Below are 19,294 nucleotides of genomic sequence, written 5' to 3'. Positions count from 1 at the left end.
GAACGCAGTCACGGGGCATGCTTATCGACGTTCCGCCCCGCTGCCCCGCACCATTTCCCGCAGCCGTTCCGAATACGACTGGATGCGCTTTTCCGCCCCGTGGTCGGTCGGCTGGTAGTAGCGGGCCTCGTCGAGCCCTTCCGGGATGTAGCGCTGCTCCACCACGCCGCGGGGATCGTCGTGCGGGTAGATGTAGCCGACGGCATGCCCGATCTTCTTCGCGCCTTCGTAGTGGCCGTCGCGCAAATGTGGAGGGACGACACCGGACCGGCCGGCGCGGACATCGGCGAGCGCCCCGTCGATAGCCTGGATGACCGACGGCGATTTCGGCGCGGTGGCGAGGTGGATGGTGGCTTGCGCGAGCGGCAGGCGCCCTTCCGGCATGCCGATGAACTGGACCGCTTCCGCCGCCGCTGTCGCGGTCTGCAGTGCGGTCGGATCCGCCATTCCGATGTCCTCTGACGCGTGAATGACCAGGCGGCGGGCGATAAAACGCGGGTCCTCCCCTGCTTCGATCATGCGGGCGAGGTAGTGCAGCGCCGCATCGACGTCGGAGCCGCGGATGGATTTGATGAAGGCGGAGATGATGTCGTAGTGCTGGTCGCCGTCGCGGTCGTAGCGCACCACCGCACGGTCTACGGCGTTCCGGACGACATCAAGAGTCACTTCCTTTTTCCCGGAATTGCCCTCCCCCTCGCTGGCTGCAGCCCCCTCGGCCGCCGCCTCGAGGTAGGTCAACGCGCGGCGGGCATCGCCTCCGGCGAGCAGGATGAGCTGCTCGCGTGCGTCGCCGCTGAGCGTTATTTCGCCGCCCAGTCCACGTTCATCGGCGACCGCCCGGTCGAGCACCACCCCAATTTCGTCGTTGCCGAGGGACTCGAGTTTGAGCAGGAGGGAACGGGACAGCAACGGTGCGACCACGCTGAACGACGGGTTCTCCGTCGTCGCCGCGACAAGCAGCACCGTGCGGTTTTCCACCGCGGCGAGCAGCGCGTCCTGCTGAGTCTTGGAAAAGCGGTGCACCTCGTCGATGAACAAAACGGTGCGCTGGCCGCGGACAAGGTCCTGCTTCGCTGCCTCGAGCACCTCGCGCACCTGCTTGACTCCCGAGGACAGCGCGGACAAACCGACGAAATTCTGCCCCATGGCACCTGCGATGAGCGAGGCGATCGTCGTCTTGCCGGTGCCCGGCGGGCCATAGAGAATCACCGACGCTTCCCCGGATCCCTCGACCAGCCGGCGCAGCGGCCGCCCCGGCCCGAGCAGGTGCTCCTGCCCCACCAGTTCGTCCAGGGTGCGCGGGCGCATCCGCGCGGCGAGCGGCGCTGCGGACCCCGCATCAAAGAAGGCTGTTCCACGAGATGCGGCGGCTCCCCCGCCAGAACCGGACTGGCCCGGACTGCCTGTGCTGCCCGCACCTGCCGGATCCGTGAACAGTCCGCCTTGCGTCATACCAGCCACTCCACCACACGGCGGGCAAAGTTCGCCACCACCGCATATGTGGGTTCCGTACCAGTGTCTGCGTAGCGCGCCAACGCGTCGAACGTGCCCGCGACATCGCGGCGGATGGCGCGCGCCTCCGCCTCGTCTGGGTCAATCGTCATCCCGGCGCCGGCGGAGTTTCCGCCCTCAATCGCGCCACCAGCGACGCTGCGCGTGTACTCAAGCAACGACGCGCTGAAGAACGACCAGCCGACGAGCGCCGCGGTAATCCTGGCCTGCAGCGTTTCAGGGTTGAGGACCGACGGCCACACACCGCCGACCTCGGCCACCCACGCCTCGAGGAAGACTGCTGTCTCTTCCTCGCTGATCGGGCGCGCGGAGATGTACTGCGGAAAACCCGCGATCACGCCGGCGATATCTGCGACCACATCGCGGAAACCTGCCCACTCGTAGTCGAGGAATTGCGCCCGCTCGGCGAAGACGATGTTATCCGGCGAAAGATCGAAAGGCGTGAACGCGCGGGACCCGCCGTGCAGCATGCGCACCTGCACCGTGTCGGCGACAGCCGCGACATCGGCCGGCATCTCGATGCCTGCCTCACGGATGATGTCCACGCCTTCTTGGATGCGGTTCTCCAGCATCGCTTCGCGTTGAATCTGAATCTCGCGCGCCCCGTCGATCGAGCGCACCATGCGGGCGAGCAGGATATTGAAGCTCGTCTCCGCACCCGCGGTACCAGCGTGCATCTTGCCCAGCGACGTACCCAGATTCCGGAGGAGCCGCACCCGCGCTTCATCGTCGGATTGCTCGAGCAGGTCAGCGAAGGTCTCGCTGTTGCCCACATCCGACAAAATCAGCGTGCGGCGCTCAATGTCGTAGCCGAGCAGCACAGGACCGGGGCGCACATCTTCGCTTAGCGACGTCGTGAACTGGTACGCCACCACTTCCCTCATGAAAGCGGCATCGTCAATCGCATCGTTCGCCTGCGGCGAGTACTTCACCACGACCGACCGGTGCGGGAAGACCGGATTGTTGGCCACGCGCAGGCGCAGCACCGTCGTGGCGCCAGTCCCGCTGAGCTCCTCTGGTTCGGTGAGCTGCTGCTGACCACCGTAGCGGTGGTTCAAGACCGCCTCGGCAGTCGCGATGATTTCTTGGGTGTCCAGCATGGTTAGGCAACCAGCCCAGGGCGCACATGTCCCTGGCTCCGGCCGGCCTCCGTCCCTTTAATTCTCCGCCTTGGCCCTGGCTTCGGCGCTTGCACCAGCACCAGCTTCAGCGCCAGAATCCTTCTTCTCCGGCTTGAAGTCCACACCGGTCTCCTTGCGCTGTGCGGCAGGGATGGTGCCCGGAGCGTCAGTGAGCGGGTCGACGCCGCCACCCGACTTCGGGAACGCGATGACATCGCGGATGGAATCGAAGCCACCGAGCAGGGAGACGATGCGGTCCCAACCGAAGGCGATGCCGCCGTGCGGGGGCGCACCGAAGGAGAACGCGTCGAGCAGGAAGCCGAACTTCTCTTGCGCTTCCTCGTTGGTGATGCCCATGACGTCGAAGACGCGCTTCTGCACATCCTGGTTGTGGATACGAATGGAGCCGCCACCGATTTCGTTGCCGTTGCAGACAATGTCGTAGGCGTAGGCCAGCGCCTCGCCCGGCTCCTTGTCGAAGGTGTCCAGGTACTCCGGTTTCGGAGAGGTGAACGCGTGGTGCACCGCGGTCCACTGGGAGTGGCCGAGAGCCACATCGCCGGAAGCCGTTGCGTCGGCAGCCGGCTCGAACAGCGGCGCGTCGACGACCCAGGTGAACGCCCAGTCGCCTTCCTTGATCAGGCCGAGCTTATTCGCAATCTCGCCGCGGGCCGCCCCGAGCAGCGCACGGGAGGACTTGGTGTCTCCCGCGGCGAAGAAGATGCAGTCACCCGGCTTCGCGCCGACGTGGGCTGCGATGCCCGCCTTCTCCTCGTCGGTGATGTTCTTCGCCACCGGGCCAGTGAGCTCACCGTCTTCCTGCACGAGGATGTAGGCCAAGCCCTTTGCGCCGCGCTGCTTCGCCCAGTCCTGCCATGCGTCGAGCTGGCGGCGCGGCTGGGAAGCTCCGCCCTCCATGACCACAGCGCCGACGTACTCATTCTGGAACACGCGGAACGGGGTGTCCTTGAAGAACTCGGTGCAATCCACCAACTGGATGTCGAAGCGCAGGTCCGGTTTATCGGAGCCGTACTTCTCCATGGCCTCCTTGTACGTCATGCGCGGGATCGGGGTGCTGATCTCGTAGCCGATCAGCTTCCACAGCTCCACCAGGATCTCTTCCGCGAGCTCGATGATGTCGTCCTGGTCGACGAAGCTCGCCTCAATATCCAACTGGGTGAACTCCGGCTGGCGGTCAGCGCGGAAATCCTCGTCGCGGTAGCAGCGTGCGATCTGGTAGTAGCGCTCCATGCCGGACACCATGAGCAGCTGCTTGAACAGCTGCGGGGACTGCGGCAGCGCATACCAAGAACCCGGACGCAGACGCGCCGGGACGAGGAAGTCACGGGCACCCTCCGGGGTGGAGCGCGTCAACGTCGGTGTCTCGATCTCGACGAACTCGTGGCGGTTCAGCACATCGCGCGCCGCCTTGTTCGCCTTGGAACGCAGGCGCAGCGCATCCGCTTGGCGCTCACGGCGCAAGTCCAGGTAGCGGTAGCGCAGACGGGTTTCCTCGCCGACCTCGCTGGAGGAGAAATCCTCCACCTGGAACGGCAGCGGCGCAGACGTCGACAGGACAGTCAGCTCCGTCGCGTTGACCTCGATCTCGCCCGAAGCGAGGTTCGGGTTGGCGGAACCCTCCGGGCGCGGCTCGACCACGCCGGTGACCTTCACGCAGTACTCGCTGCGCAGGTCATGGGCGGCCTCCGCCACGTCGGATTCACGGAAGACCACCTGGGCGTAACCGGACCGGTCGCGCAGATCGATGAAGATGACGCCGCCGTGGTCGCGGCGGCGGCCGACCCAACCGGTCAGCGTGACGGTCTGGCCGTCCATTTCTTTACGGAGATCCCCTGCAAGGTGAGTGCGCAGCACGGTGTCCTCCACGTCCTTCCACGTGTCGTATATCTATTGCTCAACTCACGTGAGTCTACCGAATACGCCGCACCCGTCTCCTTCCGCGTCCGTATCTTTCCGTATCTTTCCGCGATCTTCCTCGGCAGCTTCCCGCGCAGCCCAGCCCACGGCGCGCTCTCTGCGAGGTCGCCGCCGCATGAAACATATCGAGAAACAGATAAGGCACAGATATGGCATGATTTGGCCCATGACCTTCAAGAGCGGTGTGACGCCTTCCGGGCGTGGAGTCAGTACAAGCCGGGGATCCCGCGGCGGCGGGGGCGGCATGCCCATCATGATCGGTGGCGGCGGCATCGGCACGCTCGTCCTCATCGCCCTCTACCTGCTGCTTGGCGGCGGCGGACTCACCCCCACCGACTCCGGCCAGCAAGCCCAGGAGCAGAGCGGCGAGAACTCGCTGGAGCACTGCAGTGCCGACGGCGCCGTAAACGAGTACGCCGACTGTCGTGCCGCCGCCATGGCCGACTCGCTGAATATCGTGTGGCCGGCAGTCCTCCCGGAGCAGGCCGATGTCGAATACCACGAGCCCGGCCTGCGGCTGTTCGAGAACAGTGTGCAGACCGGGTGCGGCAACGCGTCGTCAAGCACTGGCCCGTTCTACTGCCCGCGCGACGAGCACATCTACCTCGACACCAGCTTCTTCAAACAGCTCGAGCAACTCGGTGGCAGCTCCGGTTCCTTGTCGCAGATGTATGTCGTCGCCCACGAGTGGGGCCACCACATCCAGCAGCTGGAAGGCACGCTGGGCTTGAGCGACTACAACAACCCGGGCGAGGACTCGGCGGCCGTGGCAATCGAGCTTCAGGCCGACTGCTACGCAGGTATCTGGGCCTCCCGCGCCGACAAGGGCGAGGATGCTTTGCTGGAGCCCATCACCGAAGACCAGCTCAAGCAGGCGATCGACACCGCCCGCGCGATCGGCGACGACCACATCCAGCAAGAGTCCGGCCGTGAGGTCAACCCCGATGCCTGGACGCACGGTTCCTCCGAACAGCGCCAGCAGGCGTTCATGTCCGGCTACGACAGCGGTTCCATGGCTAAGTGCGACACCCTCAACCGCGGCGTGTACAAGGGCTAGAAGCCGCCGGAACGATGACAGGAGAGACCAGCACGGAGGAGACCGGCGCACCCCGCAACCGAGCCGTACCCTTCCTCGCGGCGTTCAACGAGATTGAGGGATTTCTGCGTTCAGCTCTGGACGCTAAGAAGTCCGACAGCTTCAACTGGATGGTCTCCAAAGCCGAGAAACGCCACATCGTCACGACCGCCCAGGCCAACGACCTCAAAGAGTTCGCGGGCCTGCGCAACGCGATCAGCCACGGTGAGTACCAGGACTTCCGCCCCATCGCCGAGCCGCTGCCCGAGACCGTGGCGGAGATCGAGGCGATCCGCGACCAGCTCCTCGACCCGCCGCTGGCCACCGACGTCATCGGGCACCAAGACGTGATCACGTTCTCTCCCGACGAGGACGTGCACGAGGCGCTCCACGTGATCCGCGACACCGGCATCTCCCAGTTCCCGATCTACGAGGGCAAGCAGTGCGTCGGTGTGCTGACCACGAACACGATCGCCCGCTGGCTCGCGTCCGAGCTCAACGGCGACGACACGGTCCGCCACCCGCAGATCCGCAACCTCCTCACCTTCAACGAGCGCAAGGACCAGGCTGTTTTCCTTCCCCGGACGTCCACCGCGGCAGAGGTCATCGCCGCGCTCACATCCCCCTGTGCGAAGCAGACCTTGCCGCGCTTAGTCATCATCACCGAGCACGGGCACGACAACCAGCAGCCGCTGTGCGTCGTCACGCCGTCGAACCTTCCCGCGCTTTTCGACGCTGTCTAGCCCGCGACAGTTTTCAGCACAGGCCTCGGTTCTGGCTCCTGGTGAATCTGTTCATATTTCGGTCGCAGGCCGTGGGGCTTCAAAACTCCTTGAACAGCGCTTATAAGCTTCGAGCCATGCCGGCTACGACAACAGATTCACCAGCCCCCAGACCCGCCCCCAAACTCACCCATATACCGGCAGGACCGAACACCTACCTGAGCCCGGTCTTTAGTCCCCCAGCTCCTGTCCGAGTGGCGCCGCCAGTACGAGCCGCACGAGATACAGCGCCGCCGCAGGCCCGAAGAAGAACACCAGCGGCACCGAGAAAGCGAGAGGCAGCTTGACGACGACCCACACCGCCCCGGCCACCACCGCCACCGCGGCTACGGTGCGGCCGAGGAATCGGAATGTGTGCTGGATCGACAATGCGGCGAGCTGGGCAAATCCCGGAGCAGGAGACCTGCCGGCACCTGTGCTGCCCGTACCGACAGATGCCAGAGCGAAGAACCACACGCTGATCCCGGCGATGATGAACGCCCCCGCCAAGGCGAGCGCTTGAATCACGGTGAGCGCTGCCCCATCGATGCCGGCCTGAAAGACGACGAACTGCTGGTACGTGAGAAACGCCCCGGCGGCCAGGAGGATCAGCCAGTAGAAAGTTGCAGGCTTCCACGCGTGTGTCAGCTGACGGATGAACGCTAGCCCGGGCCGTGAACCTCTCCCCTGCACCATGTCCCCGACCACGGCGTTGGCGGCCCGCAGGGCGGCACCACCGGTGACCACAGGTAGTGACGTGACCACCAAGAGCATGTTGACGATCACGATGTCGGCCAGCATCGTGAACGCCGCCATGAACTTCGAATCCGGGTTGAACACCTGCATGTCTGCCTCACCGGCGCCGTGGGGCGCTAGCCCTTCACCGCGCCAGCGGCCACGCCCTCGATAATGTGCTTCTGCGCGGAGACGTAGAAGATGATGATCGGGGTGATCGCCAGCACCAGCATGGCCATCATCGCGCCCAGATCGCGGTCACCCTGCGACCCGATGAACTGCTGGATCACGACCGGGATGGTGCGGTACGGGGTGGACAGACCGATAACCAGGTACGGCAGGAGGTAGTCGTTCCAGATCCACATCGCGTTCAAGATGGCCACGGTGATGGCGGTAGGTTTCAGCATCGGCATGACCACGCGGAAGAAGGTGGACAGCGGGGAGCAGCCGTCGATATGTGCGGCTTCTTCGATCTCCAGCGGGATTGACTTGATGAAGCCGGAGAACATGAACACCGACAGGCCCGAACCGAAGCCCAGGTAGAGCACCACCATGCCGAGCGGGTTGGCCAAGCCGAGTCGGTCGGCGATGACCACGGTCGGGAACATCACCATTTGGAACGGAATGACCATGGAGAACACGAATGCGTAGTAAAGGGCGCTCGTCCACCACGTCTTCACACGGGTGATGTAGTAGGCGGTCATCGCGGAGAAGAACACCACGGCGACTACCGAGCTGATCGTGATCACGAAGGACCACACGATCGCCCACCCGAAACCCTCACCCTGGACACCGGTGACGTAGTTCGTCAGGCCGGCCCACAGCTCGCCCAACGGCAGGGCGAACGGATTGGTGGAGATGGCGAAGCGATCCTTGAACGAGTTCAGCAGGATGAAGAAGATCGGGCCCAAGAACACGACGGTGAGGAAGATCAACACCGCGTAGATGAGCGCCTTCGCGCCGCCGGAAACAGTCGATTCATCGTCGTTCTTGCGGCTCCCACGGTTCCGCTTGGCCGCGGCCTGCGCCGGTTCGGCCTGTTTGCTGGCTTTGATACTCGTAGTCATTATTTATGCCTCCACTTCCCTGCTGCGGGTGGCGCGCAGCTGGAACATTGCGATGACGACGACCACGACGACGAAGATCACTGCCTTCGCCTGGCCGACGCCCTCGGCACCCACCCGGTTGAACATGGTCTTGACGATGTTGAGGGCGACCATCTCGGTTTGGCCGCCGGGGGCGCCGTCAGTGAGCGCCAAGTTCTGGTCGTAGACCTTGAACGTGTTCGACAGCGTCAGAAACAGACAGATGGTGATCGACGGCATCATCAGCGGGATGGTGACGTGGCGCAGCTCCTCCCACTTGGACACCCCGTCGATCTCCGCGGCTTCGATGAGCTCCTGCGGGACGTTCTGCAGTCCGGCGATGTAAATGATCATCATGTAGCCGATCAACTGCCAGTTCATCAGGATGATCAGGCCGGCGTAGCCGAAGCGCCAGTCGGCAGAGATGGTCGTCTCGTAATTGGCCAGGACCGCGTTGATCATGGACTGCCAGGTGTAGCCGAGCACGATGCCGCCGATCAGGTTCGGCATGAAGAACACCGTGCGGAAGAAATTGGTGCCGCGCAGCTTCCGCGTCAGCGTCCACGCGATGGCGAACGCGATGATGTTGACGGTGATGATGGACACCACGGCCACAGCGATCGTGAACAGCAGCGCAGAGACGAAGCCTTCGCGCTCGGTGAACACGCGGCTGTAGTTGTCCAGGCCGACCCAGGTTGCGTCGGTGATGGTGGTGAATTCAGTGAAAGACAGTGCCGTACCGACGAGGAACGGCACGAAAAACGCGATGCCGAATGCGATGAGCGTCGGCAGCACGAAGATCGGGAAGTATTTCTTCAGTGTTTCTTGCATGATGTGGTCCTCTTCGTCGCTCCCGGCTAGTTGAGCAATTCGATCTGGTTGGCCATCTCGTAAGCCCAGTCCTCCTTGAGCTTGTCCACCAGCTGCTCCCAGGTGAGGTTGCCGTTGGCGTACTGAGCGAGGTTCTGGCCGTAGAGGTCGCGGAACTGCTGGTTCGGTGTGTATTGGAAGTCCCACGGAAGCGACTCGGTCTCCGTGTCGCTCAAGGCTTCCTGCACCTGGCGGGCCAGCGGGTCATCCGGCACGTCTTCGTTGCCGTAGTTCGTGAACGGGGCGATGAAGCCGAGATCGTTGACGACGAGTTCCTTGCCGCGTTCGGAAAGGAACAACCAGTTGAGGAAGTCGCGGGTGGCTTTCTGATCTTCCTCGCTAGCCTTGTTGTTGACGGAGAGGAAGTTCTCGGTGCCCACGTTGAGGCCGACGTTCTCCTCGTTCGGCAACCCCATGTACATGGGCATGAACTTGAGCTTGTCTTCCTTGACCACGTTGCCGCCCTCACCGGAGATCTGGCCCCAGGCCCAGCTTCCGTTCTGGACCATGGCGGCCTTGCCGCTGGCGAATTCCGCCATCGAGTCGGACACCGCGCGGGCGGACGCCAGCGACGGCTTCACGGTGGAATTCTGCAGGTACAGGTCGAACAGGTTGCGGTAGTTGTCCCCGTAGGTGAATTCGAACTCGGCCATGTCCGAGAAATCCTTGATGCCGCGATCCTCGACCTCGTAGTGGATCGGTCCGTTCATCAGGTGGTTCGTCCAGCGCCACTCCTCGCCCGCACCGAGCGAGGTGGACGCGAAGACGCCTTCGATCCCCAATTCCTCTTTGCGCGCCTGCATGTCTTCGGCGACGGCCTTGAGGTCTGCGAAGGAATTGAGCTCCTCCATGGAACCGACTTTCGCGTCCGGCAGAGCGAAGTATTTGTCCATGATCTCCTCGTTGTAGAGGATGCCGAAGCCCTCCATCGCAAAGGGAATTCCCACGACTTGGCCTTCGGCGTTGGTGATCGGTTGGGCGTCGTCCTTCAGTGCCCCGGTGATCTCGTAGTCGGACAAGTCGGCCAAGTAGTCCTTCCAGATACCGTACCCTTCCTGACCGTTGATCTGGAACAGCGTCGGGGCGTTGGATTTCGCCATTTCCGCCTTCAACGTCTGCATGTAGGAGCCGGATGCCGCGGTGACGATCTTGACGGGGATGCCGGTCTGGGCGGTGTACTCCTCGGCGATCGCCTCGAACTGCTTGGCCTGTTCCGGCTTGAAGTTCAGGTAGTACACGTTTGGTCCGTTGTTCTGCCCGCACGCGGTCAGAAGCGACGCACTCAACCCGACCGCGGCTACGGCCGCTAGTGCTCGGGTGATCGGTTGCATGGTTTGTACCTCGTTCTTCGTAGGTGGTCTGTGTCGTTGTGAATCAGGAAAAATCGTTGTTCTCCGGCCAGGCGGTCTCGTTCGCGGTGTAGATGCGGGCCTCGTCCGGACGGTCGGGAAGGATGGTGCGGAAGTAGGATTCCGCGGCCTCGTCGAGACGCACGTAGCGCTGCTCGTTCTCAGAAATGAACCAGCGGTGGTCCAAGATCTCGTGGAAGACCTGCGGGGGTTCCAGCTTCTTGCGCAGAGCGGACGGAGTCAGGGCGACGACTGGTTCGTACCGGTTGACCAGCCAGTCGAGCGCGACCTCCTCCAAGGACACTGCGCCTTCGTGGTGAAGGGCCCGGTAGACCTCCATTTCCCCCAGCAGGCGCTGCGCCTGGCGGTCCTGGACGTCCAACCCGGTGAGCTGCTTGAGCTTGCGGCGGTGGAAGCCGGTGGAGAACACCGCAGGCTCGATGTTGACTCGGTAGATGTCGGCGGAACTGCCGTCGGGATTGCGGCGGGTCTCGTGGCTGATTTCGGTCTCGCCGCTGTCGAAGCCCAGCGAGTTGATCTTCTCGATGCGCTCCGCGATCTTGCCGAACGCATCGCCTTCCACGACGAGTTCATCCGTCATCAGGCTCCACAGTTCGTGGTAGGTGGCGTCGACGGCGTTGCCGAGGGCGATGACATCGACATCGGCGTCGATGAGTCCGCCTGCTTGGAGGTCCATGAGCTCGCCGATGATGTTGACGCGGGCGACCTCGACGTCGTAAAGCCTGCGCCCCTGCGAGAGTGGCTCGTGGAACTCCCCTGTCTCCGCGTCGACGAGATACGCGGAGAATTCGTCGGCATCGCGGCAGAAGAGAGTGTTCGACAGCGACACATCGCCCCAGTAGAAATTGACCAGGTGCAGGCGAACGAGCAACACCGCGAGCGCGCGGATGAGCTTGTTCACCGTCTCGGGGCCGAGCGACCGGCTGAACACGTCACGGTACGGCAAGGAGAACTCGAGATGCTCAGTGACCAGGCATGGAGTGAGCTCTTCGTCGCGGCTGTCGTTCGTGCGGTGCGCGATGACCGCCACCGGCTTCACACAGGGAATGTCGAGGTCGCGCAGCTTTTTCAGCATGCGGTACTCGTGGTATGCGACAGACTCGCCGATCTCCTTGATGGCCAGCGCCATGCCGCCCGCTGCGATGAGGCGCACGGTGTGGCGGGAAATGCCACGCGGGAAGGCGGCGAGCAGCTCGCTCGGCCATTCGGCGAGAGGAATTGCCCAGGGCAGGCCAAGCAGCACTTCGGCATACGCCGGCGACTGGACACTCATCTTCTCGGACATGGCTTTGAGCTTTTCAGCCTCCTTGCTGCGCGGCTGCCCCTCCGGGGCGCCGGTTAGATCCTGTTCCCGGTGGCCTTGGAGAACGCGTGCAGGCCACCTTCGTTGACGGTGACGTGGATGATGTCGCCGCCCTTGATCCCGGACATAGGTGCAACGCGCACAACGATCTGCCCCGCAGCGGAATCGTCGGAGCCCTCCTCGCGCCATTCCCCGCCGACGAGGTGGCCGTAGAGGTAGGAATCGGAGCCGAGCTCCTCGGTAAAGTCCACCTCGATGGGCACGGTGTGCTCGGTGGTGTCCGGCACGACGGTGAGTGCCTCCGGGCGGAAGCCGAGGATGATCTGGTTGTTGTCTTCCGGCGTTAGCGCCGCGACGTACTCGGGCGCCAACGGGATTAAGGCGCCGCCGAGCTTGGCCACATTGCCCTCGACGTTGAAGGTGGACAAGTTCATCGCCGGAGAGCCGATGAAGCCGGCGACGAATACGTTGTCCGGACGCTCGTACAACTCGCGCGGGGTGCCCACCTGCTGCAGCACGCCGAAGTTGAGCACGGCGATGCGGTCGCCCATGGTCAGCGCCTCGGTCTGGTCGTGGGTGACGTAGATGGTGGTCACGTTCATGCGGCGCTGCAGGCTCGCAATCTGGGTGCGAGTCTGCACACGCAGCTTCGCGTCGAGGTTGGACAGCGGCTCGTCCATGAGGAAGACCTGCGGTTCGCGCACGATTGCGCGTCCCATGGCCACGCGCTGGCGCTGGCCGCCGGAGAGAGCCTTCGGCTTGCGGTCGAGGTACTCAGTCAGGTCGAGGGTCTTCGCGGCCTCCTCGACGCGGCGGTCGATGTCGCCCTTCTCCATGCCCGCGATCTTCAGGGCGAAGCCCATGTTCTCGCGCACTGTCATGTGTGGGTAGAGCGCGTAATTCTGGAAGACCATCGCGATGTCACGGTCTTTCGGGGACTCGTTGGTCACGTCGCGGTCCCCGATCAGGATGCGGCCCTCGTTGGTCTCCTCCAGACCCGCGAGCATGCGCAGCGCGGTGGACTTGCCGGAGCCGGAGGGCCCGACGAGGACGAGGAACTCGCCGTCCGCGATTTCAAGATCAAGCTTATCGACGCTCGGTTTAACCGCCTTCGGATAAATCCTCGTCGCCTTGTCATAGGTCACTGTTGCCATGTGTTTCTCCTCTGTCGGCCGGCACGAATCCAGCGGATTTTCTGATTCAAACCTTAGATTGACCCTAACACTGGCTGTCTGCCCGAAAAAGGCGACCCGCTTTAGGGTTGGTAGACCGATACCCCCGCGCTTATCCTCGGGTGCATGAGTTCGCACCGTGTCAGCGTCATCGACCTGTTCAGCATCGGCATCGGGCCGTCGTCATCCCACACGGTCGGCCCGATGCGCGCCAGTGCTGCTTTCGTCGACAAGCTCGGCGTCGTCCCCGCAGAAGTCCACATTGAACTGCGTGGATCCCTCGCCGCCACCGGCGTCGGACACGGCACCGACCGCGCTGTCCTCCTGGGCTTGGTGGGCTACACTCCCCTGACCACCGACCAGACCGTCGAGCCTGTCCCCGGCACCCCCATCCCTGCCAAGGGCACCATCTCCGGACCCGACGGCAGCGTCGCGTACGAGCTGACCTTCAACCCGAAGCCGGTCGCCGAGCACCCCAACTGCCTCATCTTCGATGCCTGGGATGCTCAAGGCACGCGTCTGGCCAGCCGCAACGAGTATTACTCCGTCGGCGGCGGGTTCATCATGGACCGTGCAGAGATGAACGAGGCCGTCGAAGAGGGCGCCGCCACCGGCATCGCCGCTGCCACCGCCGTCGCCGAGGCCGAAGGAGAGAAGGATGGTTCCAGCACCGACCATGACGACGGCACCTACGCCTACGATTCCTCCGCAGACCTGCTCGCAGTCTGCGACCGCACAGGCCTGAGCATCGCCGAGGTCATGGCCCACAATGAGCGTCTGGCCAACGGAGAGACCGAGTACACCGCACACCTCGACAACGTCTGGTCCGTCATGCAGGAGTGCGTGAAGAACGGCATCACCACCGACGGTTCCCTCCCCGGCGGCCTCAATGTCCGCCGCCGCGCGCCCCGCATGCACGCCATGCTCACCAGCGAGCAGCAACGCCACAGCTCCGAGGGCCTCGACGCCATGGAGTGGGTGAACCTCTACGCTTTGGCCGTCAACGAGGAGAACGCCGCCCACGGCCGCGTGGTCACAGCTCCGACCAACGGCGCCGCCGGCATCATCCCGGCTGTCATGCACTACTGCCGCGATTTCACGCCGGATTTCACTCCTGAGCGCGCCCGGGAATTCCTGCTCACTGCCGGCGCTGTCGGGGCGATCATCAAAACCAATGCCTCCATCTCCGGCGCCGAGGTCGGCTGCCAAGGCGAGGTCGGCTCCGCGTCCGCCATGGCCGCCGCCGGCATGTGCGCTATTTTGGGCGGCACACCGGCCCAAGTGGAGAACGCCGCTGAGATCGCCCTGGAGCACAATCTTGGCCTCACCTGCGATCCGGTCGGTGGACTGGTGCAGGTCCCGTGCATCGAGCGCAACGCCATCGGCGCCGTGAAAGCCATCAACGCCGCTCGCCTGGCCAAGTGGGGTGACGGCACCAACATCGTCTCCCTCGACGATGTCGTCGAGACTATGGCCGCCACGGGCCGCGACATGATGACGAAGTACAAGGAAACCTCCGTCGGCGGCCTCGCCGTCCAACTCGGCTTCCCTGTGAACATCACGGAGTGCTAGCGGACCCCGCTGAACCGGCACCGGAACTCCCCTAGATCGTCCTCCCCGGCACCCTGGTGGATATAGATGACATAGTTCCCGCACCAACGAAAACTGACCTGTGAAAATGCGGGGGTGAACCCCGTTGCTAGCAATCCAGATCCACAGAGCCTGAGCGCGGCCACCGATCGGGAAGAATGTTGCCCTCCCCCCGGTTGCTCTAGTCCTCCGAGGTTTCCGCGGCGGAATCGCCGTCGGGGAGGAAGATCGCGTCGATGATCGCGGCGGCGTCGAGAGGAACAGTCTTCTGCGACTGGTCGCGCAGGTTCTTCATGGCGATTTCGCCGGTCTCGAGCTCGCGGTCGCCGAGCACGAGAGCGGTGTGGGCACCGGAGCGGTCGGCACCCTTCATCGCACCCTTAAGGCCGCGGCCTCCATAGGCCATGTCGGCGGAGATGCCGTCGTGGCGGAGTTCGTCGATAAGCTTGGCCATCTTCTTGGTCGCTTCGGGGCCAATTCCAACGCCATAAACCTGGACGCGCTGGTCGACCCCATCGATGGTGATGCCTTCCGCTTCGAGAGCGAGAACGGTGCGGTCGACGCCGAGGCCGAAGCCGATGCCGGACAGGTCTTGGCCGCCGATCTGGGCCATGAGGCCGTCGTAGCGGCCGCCGCCACCGATGCCGGACTGGGCACCGAGGCCGTCATGCACGAACTCGAAGCAGGTCTTGGTGTAGTAGTCCAAGCCGCGGACCATGCGCGGGTTGATTACGTAAGGGATGCCGAGGTTGTCGAGGGAGCCGGTGACGGTCTCAAAGTGCTCGCGGCACTCGGCATCTAGGTGGTCGAGCATGAGCGGTGCGTCGGCAGTCATCTCTTGGACCTCCGGGCGCTTGTCGTCCAGCACGCGCAGCGGGTTGATCTGTGCGCGGTGTCGGGTCTCCTCGTCGAGCGGGAGATCGAGCAGGAAGTCCTGGAGCTTCTGGCGGTACGCCGGGCGGCAGTTCTTGTCCCCCAGGCTCGTTAGCTCGAGACGGAAGCCGGTCAGCCCGACAGAGCGGTAGCAGCGGTCGGCCAGAGCGATGACCTCGACGTCGAGAAGCGGGTCGTCGACACCGATCGCCTCGACACCGACCTGCTGAAGCTGGCGGTAACGGCCGGCCTGCGGGCGCTCGTAGCGGAAGAACGGGCCGTAATAGTTGAGCTTGACCGGCAATTGCCCGCGGTCGAGATTGTGCTCGATCACAGCGCGCATGACGCCCGCTGTTCCCTCCGGGCGCAGAGTGACAGAGCGGTCGCCGCGGTCGGCGAAGGTGTACATCTCCTTGGACACAACGTCGGTGGATTCGCCGACGCCGCGGGCGAACAAGGTTGTGTCCTCGAAGACGGGAAGCTCAATGTGCTGATACCCAGCCAGATGTGTCTGCTTGACGAACTCCGAGCGCACCTTATGAAAGGTCGCGGACACCGGCGGCACATAGTCCGGCACGCCCTTCGGGGCTGACAGGGGTTGGAACTTCTCGGATTTCTGCTGGGTATCGCTCACGCCGGTCGATCTTAGCGCGAACGTCCTGCCGCGCTGAGATATGGGTTTGTCTCGCGCTCTTGCGCCACTGTGGTCGCGGGACCATGGCCGGGCAGAACTGTGAGGGCGTCGTCGAGATCCCAGACAGGGCCCGCTAGGGTGCGGTCCATCGCGGCTGGGTCACCGAGCGGCAGGTCGGTGCGGCCGATGGACCCGGCGAACAGTACGTCGCCGGCGAAAACAACGTCTTCTTCCTGCGCAATGAGCAGAGACGATCCTGGCGAGTGCCCTGGGGCGTGCACGATGCGGAAGTCCATCCCCGCGAAGGTCATGGTTTCCCCTGCCTCGAGGTGGCGGAGGTCCTCCGGCTGCTTCATGGAATCGACCTCGAAGATCCTGCCGAAGTCGCCGGGTGCGCCCCACTTCGGGTCCAGCATCACTTCATCGTCGGGATGGATGTAGACCGGCAGCCCGAATTCAGCGCAGTCACGCGTGTGGTCGATGTGGCCGTGGGTGAGCACGACAGCGACCAGCTCCGCCCCGGCGTCCTCGACAGTCTTGCGGACGTGAGCGGCGCTGTCCTTGCCCGGGTCGACGACGAAGGCCTCGGGTTTCGCGCCACCCTCAGTGTCCGCGCCGCCACCGGAATTGATGACGACGTAGGTGTTGGTGCCGAAAGGTCCGGCGGTGAATCCTGCGATCTGCATGCCCGCCAGTGTAGCCAGTCCAGGCAGCCGCCTCCCCGGACAGCTGGAGCTAGTTCTCCAGCGCTGCCGCGGCGGCGCCGTAATCGGGTTCGTTGGCGATTTCGTCGACAACCTGGGTGTGCACGATCTTGTGGTCGGCGTCGGCGACAACGACGGAGCGCGCCAGCAGGCCCTTGATCGGCGAGCCCTGCATGGTCACGCCGTAGTCCTCGCCGAAGGTGGAACGGAACGCGGATGCGCTGATGACGTTCTCGATGCCCTCGGCGCCGCAGAAACGCTGCTGCGCGAAAGGGAGGTCCTTGGACACGCACAGGACGACGGTGTTGTCCAGGCCGGCAGCGAGCTCGTTGAAGCGGCGCACCGACTGTGCGCACACCCCGGTGTCCACAGACGGGAAGATATTGAGCACGATACGCTTGCCAGCGAAATCGCTGTCAGTCACCGGGTTCATGTCGCCGCCGACGAGCTCGAATGCCGGCAGCTTGTCTCCCACTGCGGGGAGTTCGCCGGAAGTGGTGGTGGGTTCATTGCGGAAAGTCACGTTAGCCATGGCGCCCAGCATAAATAAAGGACCGAGCGCACGCACCGGCCGCGGGCGCGGTGCTGCTACTGTAATTGACCATCTGACCACCTATAGACACTGATGGAGGCCGAAGTCCGTGAGCACTAACGCGCAGCGCGGCAAGGACGCCCTGAAGGAACTCGACCGCGAGCTCAAGGCACGCGACCGGAAAGAGAAGAACAAGCCGTGGACGATCGCCGCGATGGCCCTGCTGGTCATCGCCCTCGTCGGAGGCGGCATCTACATGGCGGCGACCTGGGGCTCGGACGAGGAGGTCAACGCCCAGGACGAGTCCAGCGAGTCGGCGGAACCGACCGAGGACATGCAGCCCGTCGCGCTGAGCAAGAAGCGGGCGACCCCGCTCGACCCGCAGGTGACGTGCACCTACACCGAGGACGGCCAGGGCGAGTACTACAAGGGCCTGCCTGAGACCGAGAATATTTCCACCGAGGGCACCGTCGACCTCAACCTGGACACTTCCGCCGGACCGATCGGCATGACGCTCGACCGCTCCGTGTCCCCGTGCACCGTCAACGCGATCGAGTACCTGGCGAAGGAGGGCTACTACGACGGCACGGTGTGCCACCGCCTGACCACTGAGGGCATTCACGTGCTGCAGTGCGGCGATCCGAGCGGAACCGGCAGCGGCGGCCCGGGCTTCCAGTTCGCCGACGAGTACCCAGTCGACGACGACGCCGAGGGCCAGAAGCCGAATGTCCTCTACGAGCGCGGCACCATCGCGATGGCGAACTCCGGCCCGAACACGAACGGCTCCCAGTTCTTCCTGAACTACGGCGAGACTGCTCTGCCTCCCGCCTACACCTACTTCGGCACGATCAACGACGAGGGTCTCGCGACCCTGGACAAGATCGCCGAGGCCGGGATCGCTGAGCCTGCGAACCAGGAAGAGGCTGCGGCGATGAACCCGGGCGACGGCGCACCGAAGGAAGAAGTGAAGATCAACAGCGCGAAGGTCGCGTAGCTTCAGCCCACGTCGCGGCATTCACGCCACCGCACCTAGTGTAATGTTACTCACACTAGGTGCTTTTTCACGCCCCCACCTTAAAGTCACCGTAGTAACGGACAGCGGACATGCAGCTTATCGATCCCAACCCCGCGCCACCCCATCCCATCAACCCATCCATCAGTGCTTCCGCGAAAAAGTTCACCGGATTTCCAAGGTGCGCCACATGTTCCGCCCGTCACATTTGCCCCATGACCACCACTTCGCACTACAAAACCATAAGAATAGGCTGAGAGCCTGCTCCACAACCTGAATAAGCTCTCGTTATAGCCCTTGCAGCGCCTATAGCCCGGCTGTAGAGTGTTCCACGTTGATGAGAGCTTCTTTCTGAAAGGGACATTCATGACGATCCGTAAGGGCATCCTCGCTGCCGCTACCGCTGCCACTGTTTCCGTTTCCGGTGTCGTCGCCGCTCCGGCATTCGCCGCTGACACCACTAACGGCGCCGCCACCACGCAGGGCGCCAACAACGAGTCGAACACCGGCATCGAGAACAACGACGACAACGCCGACAACGGTAAGAACAACGAAGACGAGCTCTCCTTCGGCGAGAAGCTGAAGGCCAACTCCTCCGACAAGGACGGCAACTGGGACCCGAAGGCCATCACCAATTGGATCGGCACCATCACCGCTGTCCTCGGCCTGGTCGGCACCGTCATCGCCTTCGCCTAGAAGAACCTCAACCTCCCGAAGGCCTAAGACTGACCCCGAGCACTAAGCTCGACAGTCAAAGAACTACCGCCGCGACACTGTGTCGTGGCGGTTTTTCGCCCTTCTGAAGGGTGCTTGCGAAGTCGAGGTTGGATCTAGATTGACTTTCTAAAACCGCGACCTGGATAAACGCATTAGGAGTGACCCTGAAATGCAATCCAAATCCACCGCTCGTTCGGGCTCTCCTGTTTGAGCTCTCCGATTTGAGCGCATTGGTGCGGGAGGGCTTGGCTCGACGAGGGGCTGGGGCCACGACATGTCCGCGACTGGGC

General features: G+C 63.7%; 17 protein-coding genes. 5 read left to right on the top strand and 12 right to left on the bottom strand.

The window, feature by feature from the left end:
* Positions 1–21: 21 nt before the first annotated feature.
* Genes QYR03_RS01760 through aspS form a run of 3 tightly spaced genes read right to left on the bottom strand, consistent with a single transcriptional unit; the run spans position 22 to position 4,508 of the window.
* Complete coding sequence (locus QYR03_RS01760) at positions 22–1,452, bottom strand: replication-associated recombination protein A (RefSeq protein ID WP_301712368.1); 1,431 nt, start codon at positions 1,450–1,452, stop codon at positions 22–24.
* Positions 1,449–2,612 (bottom strand): phosphotransferase, encoded by a 1,164-nt coding sequence (locus QYR03_RS01755; RefSeq protein WP_301712367.1) that lies wholly within the window; start codon positions 2,610–2,612, stop codon positions 1,449–1,451. Before QYR03_RS01755 ends, QYR03_RS01760 begins: the two co-directional genes overlap by 4 nt.
* 57 nt (positions 2,613–2,669) lie before the next feature.
* Positions 2,670–4,508: an aspartate--tRNA ligase gene (gene aspS, locus QYR03_RS01750; RefSeq protein WP_301712443.1), complete on the bottom strand. Its 1,839-nt coding sequence runs from the start codon at positions 4,506–4,508 to the stop codon at positions 2,670–2,672.
* Between the two features lie 229 nt (positions 4,509–4,737).
* Here aspS and QYR03_RS01745 point away from each other — a divergent pair, with 229 nt between their 5' ends.
* Complete coding sequence (locus QYR03_RS01745) at positions 4,738–5,628, top strand: neutral zinc metallopeptidase (protein WP_259850645.1); 891 nt, start codon at positions 4,738–4,740, stop codon at positions 5,626–5,628.
* 14 nt (positions 5,629–5,642) lie between these two features.
* The gene (locus QYR03_RS01740; protein WP_301712366.1) at positions 5,643–6,389 is read left to right on the top strand and encodes a CBS domain-containing protein; all 747 of its coding nucleotides are present in this window, start codon (positions 5,643–5,645) and stop codon (positions 6,387–6,389) included.
* A gap of 210 nt (positions 6,390–6,599) precedes the next feature.
* Here the strand turns inward: QYR03_RS01740 and QYR03_RS01735 are convergent, their stop codons facing one another.
* Genes QYR03_RS01735 through QYR03_RS01710 form a run of 6 tightly spaced genes read right to left on the bottom strand, consistent with a single transcriptional unit; the run spans position 6,600 to position 12,924 of the window.
* Positions 6,600–7,253, bottom strand: a complete 654-nt coding sequence (locus QYR03_RS01735; RefSeq protein WP_259850639.1) for a DUF624 domain-containing protein — start codon at positions 7,251–7,253, stop codon at positions 6,600–6,602.
* A gap of 26 nt (positions 7,254–7,279) precedes the next feature.
* Entirely contained in the window at positions 7,280–8,209 is a 930-nt protein-coding gene (locus tag QYR03_RS01730; protein WP_259850637.1) for a carbohydrate ABC transporter permease, read from the bottom strand.
* A 3-nt stretch (positions 8,210–8,212) separates the two neighbouring features.
* The gene (locus QYR03_RS01725) at positions 8,213–9,058 is read right to left on the bottom strand and encodes a carbohydrate ABC transporter permease (RefSeq protein ID WP_259850636.1); all 846 of its coding nucleotides are present in this window, start codon (positions 9,056–9,058) and stop codon (positions 8,213–8,215) included.
* 26 nt (positions 9,059–9,084) lie between these two features.
* Positions 9,085–10,428, bottom strand: coding sequence for an ABC transporter substrate-binding protein (locus QYR03_RS01720; RefSeq protein WP_259850635.1), 1,344 nt, complete (start codon positions 10,426–10,428; stop codon positions 9,085–9,087).
* A 43-nt stretch (positions 10,429–10,471) separates the two neighbouring features.
* Positions 10,472–11,752, bottom strand: coding sequence for a DUF4032 domain-containing protein (locus QYR03_RS01715; protein ID WP_259850634.1), 1,281 nt, complete (start codon positions 11,750–11,752; stop codon positions 10,472–10,474).
* A gap of 53 nt (positions 11,753–11,805) precedes the next feature.
* Positions 11,806–12,924: an ABC transporter ATP-binding protein gene (locus tag QYR03_RS01710; RefSeq protein ID WP_259850633.1), complete on the bottom strand. Its 1,119-nt coding sequence runs from the start codon at positions 12,922–12,924 to the stop codon at positions 11,806–11,808.
* A 144-nt stretch (positions 12,925–13,068) separates the two neighbouring features.
* On the opposite strand from QYR03_RS01710, the gene QYR03_RS01705 reads away from it, so the two are divergent.
* A complete protein-coding gene (locus tag QYR03_RS01705) occupies positions 13,069–14,514 on the top strand; it encodes an L-serine ammonia-lyase (protein WP_259850631.1) in 1,446 nt (481 codons plus the stop codon).
* A 199-nt stretch (positions 14,515–14,713) separates the two neighbouring features.
* On the opposite strand, the gene hisS is transcribed toward QYR03_RS01705, so the two are convergent.
* Genes hisS through tpx form a run of 3 tightly spaced genes read right to left on the bottom strand, consistent with a single transcriptional unit; the run spans position 14,714 to position 17,275 of the window.
* Positions 14,714–16,039 (bottom strand): histidine--tRNA ligase, encoded by a 1,326-nt coding sequence (gene hisS / locus QYR03_RS01700; protein WP_301712365.1) that lies wholly within the window; start codon positions 16,037–16,039, stop codon positions 14,714–14,716.
* Between the two features lie 11 nt (positions 16,040–16,050).
* A complete protein-coding gene (locus QYR03_RS01695) occupies positions 16,051–16,725 on the bottom strand; it encodes an MBL fold metallo-hydrolase (protein WP_301712364.1) in 675 nt (224 codons plus the stop codon).
* 49 nt (positions 16,726–16,774) lie between these two features.
* The gene (gene tpx, locus QYR03_RS01690) at positions 16,775–17,275 is read right to left on the bottom strand and encodes a thiol peroxidase (RefSeq protein ID WP_301712363.1); all 501 of its coding nucleotides are present in this window, start codon (positions 17,273–17,275) and stop codon (positions 16,775–16,777) included.
* Positions 17,276–17,384: 109 nt separating this feature from the next.
* On the opposite strand from tpx, the gene QYR03_RS01685 reads away from it, so the two are divergent.
* The gene (locus QYR03_RS01685; RefSeq protein ID WP_301712362.1) at positions 17,385–18,269 is read left to right on the top strand and encodes a peptidylprolyl isomerase; all 885 of its coding nucleotides are present in this window, start codon (positions 17,385–17,387) and stop codon (positions 18,267–18,269) included.
* Between the two features lie 384 nt (positions 18,270–18,653).
* Positions 18,654–18,983, top strand: a complete 330-nt coding sequence (locus QYR03_RS01680; protein ID WP_301712361.1) for a hypothetical protein — start codon at positions 18,654–18,656, stop codon at positions 18,981–18,983.
* Positions 18,984–19,294 lie beyond the last annotated feature (311 nt).

The organism is Corynebacterium sp. P4-C1 (assembly GCF_030503595.1).
In the GTDB taxonomy this organism is placed as follows: Bacteria; Actinomycetota; Actinomycetes; order Mycobacteriales; family Mycobacteriaceae; genus Corynebacterium.
Note: the sequence above shows the minus strand (reverse complement) of the source record. Positions and strands in the feature narration are given on the sequence as shown.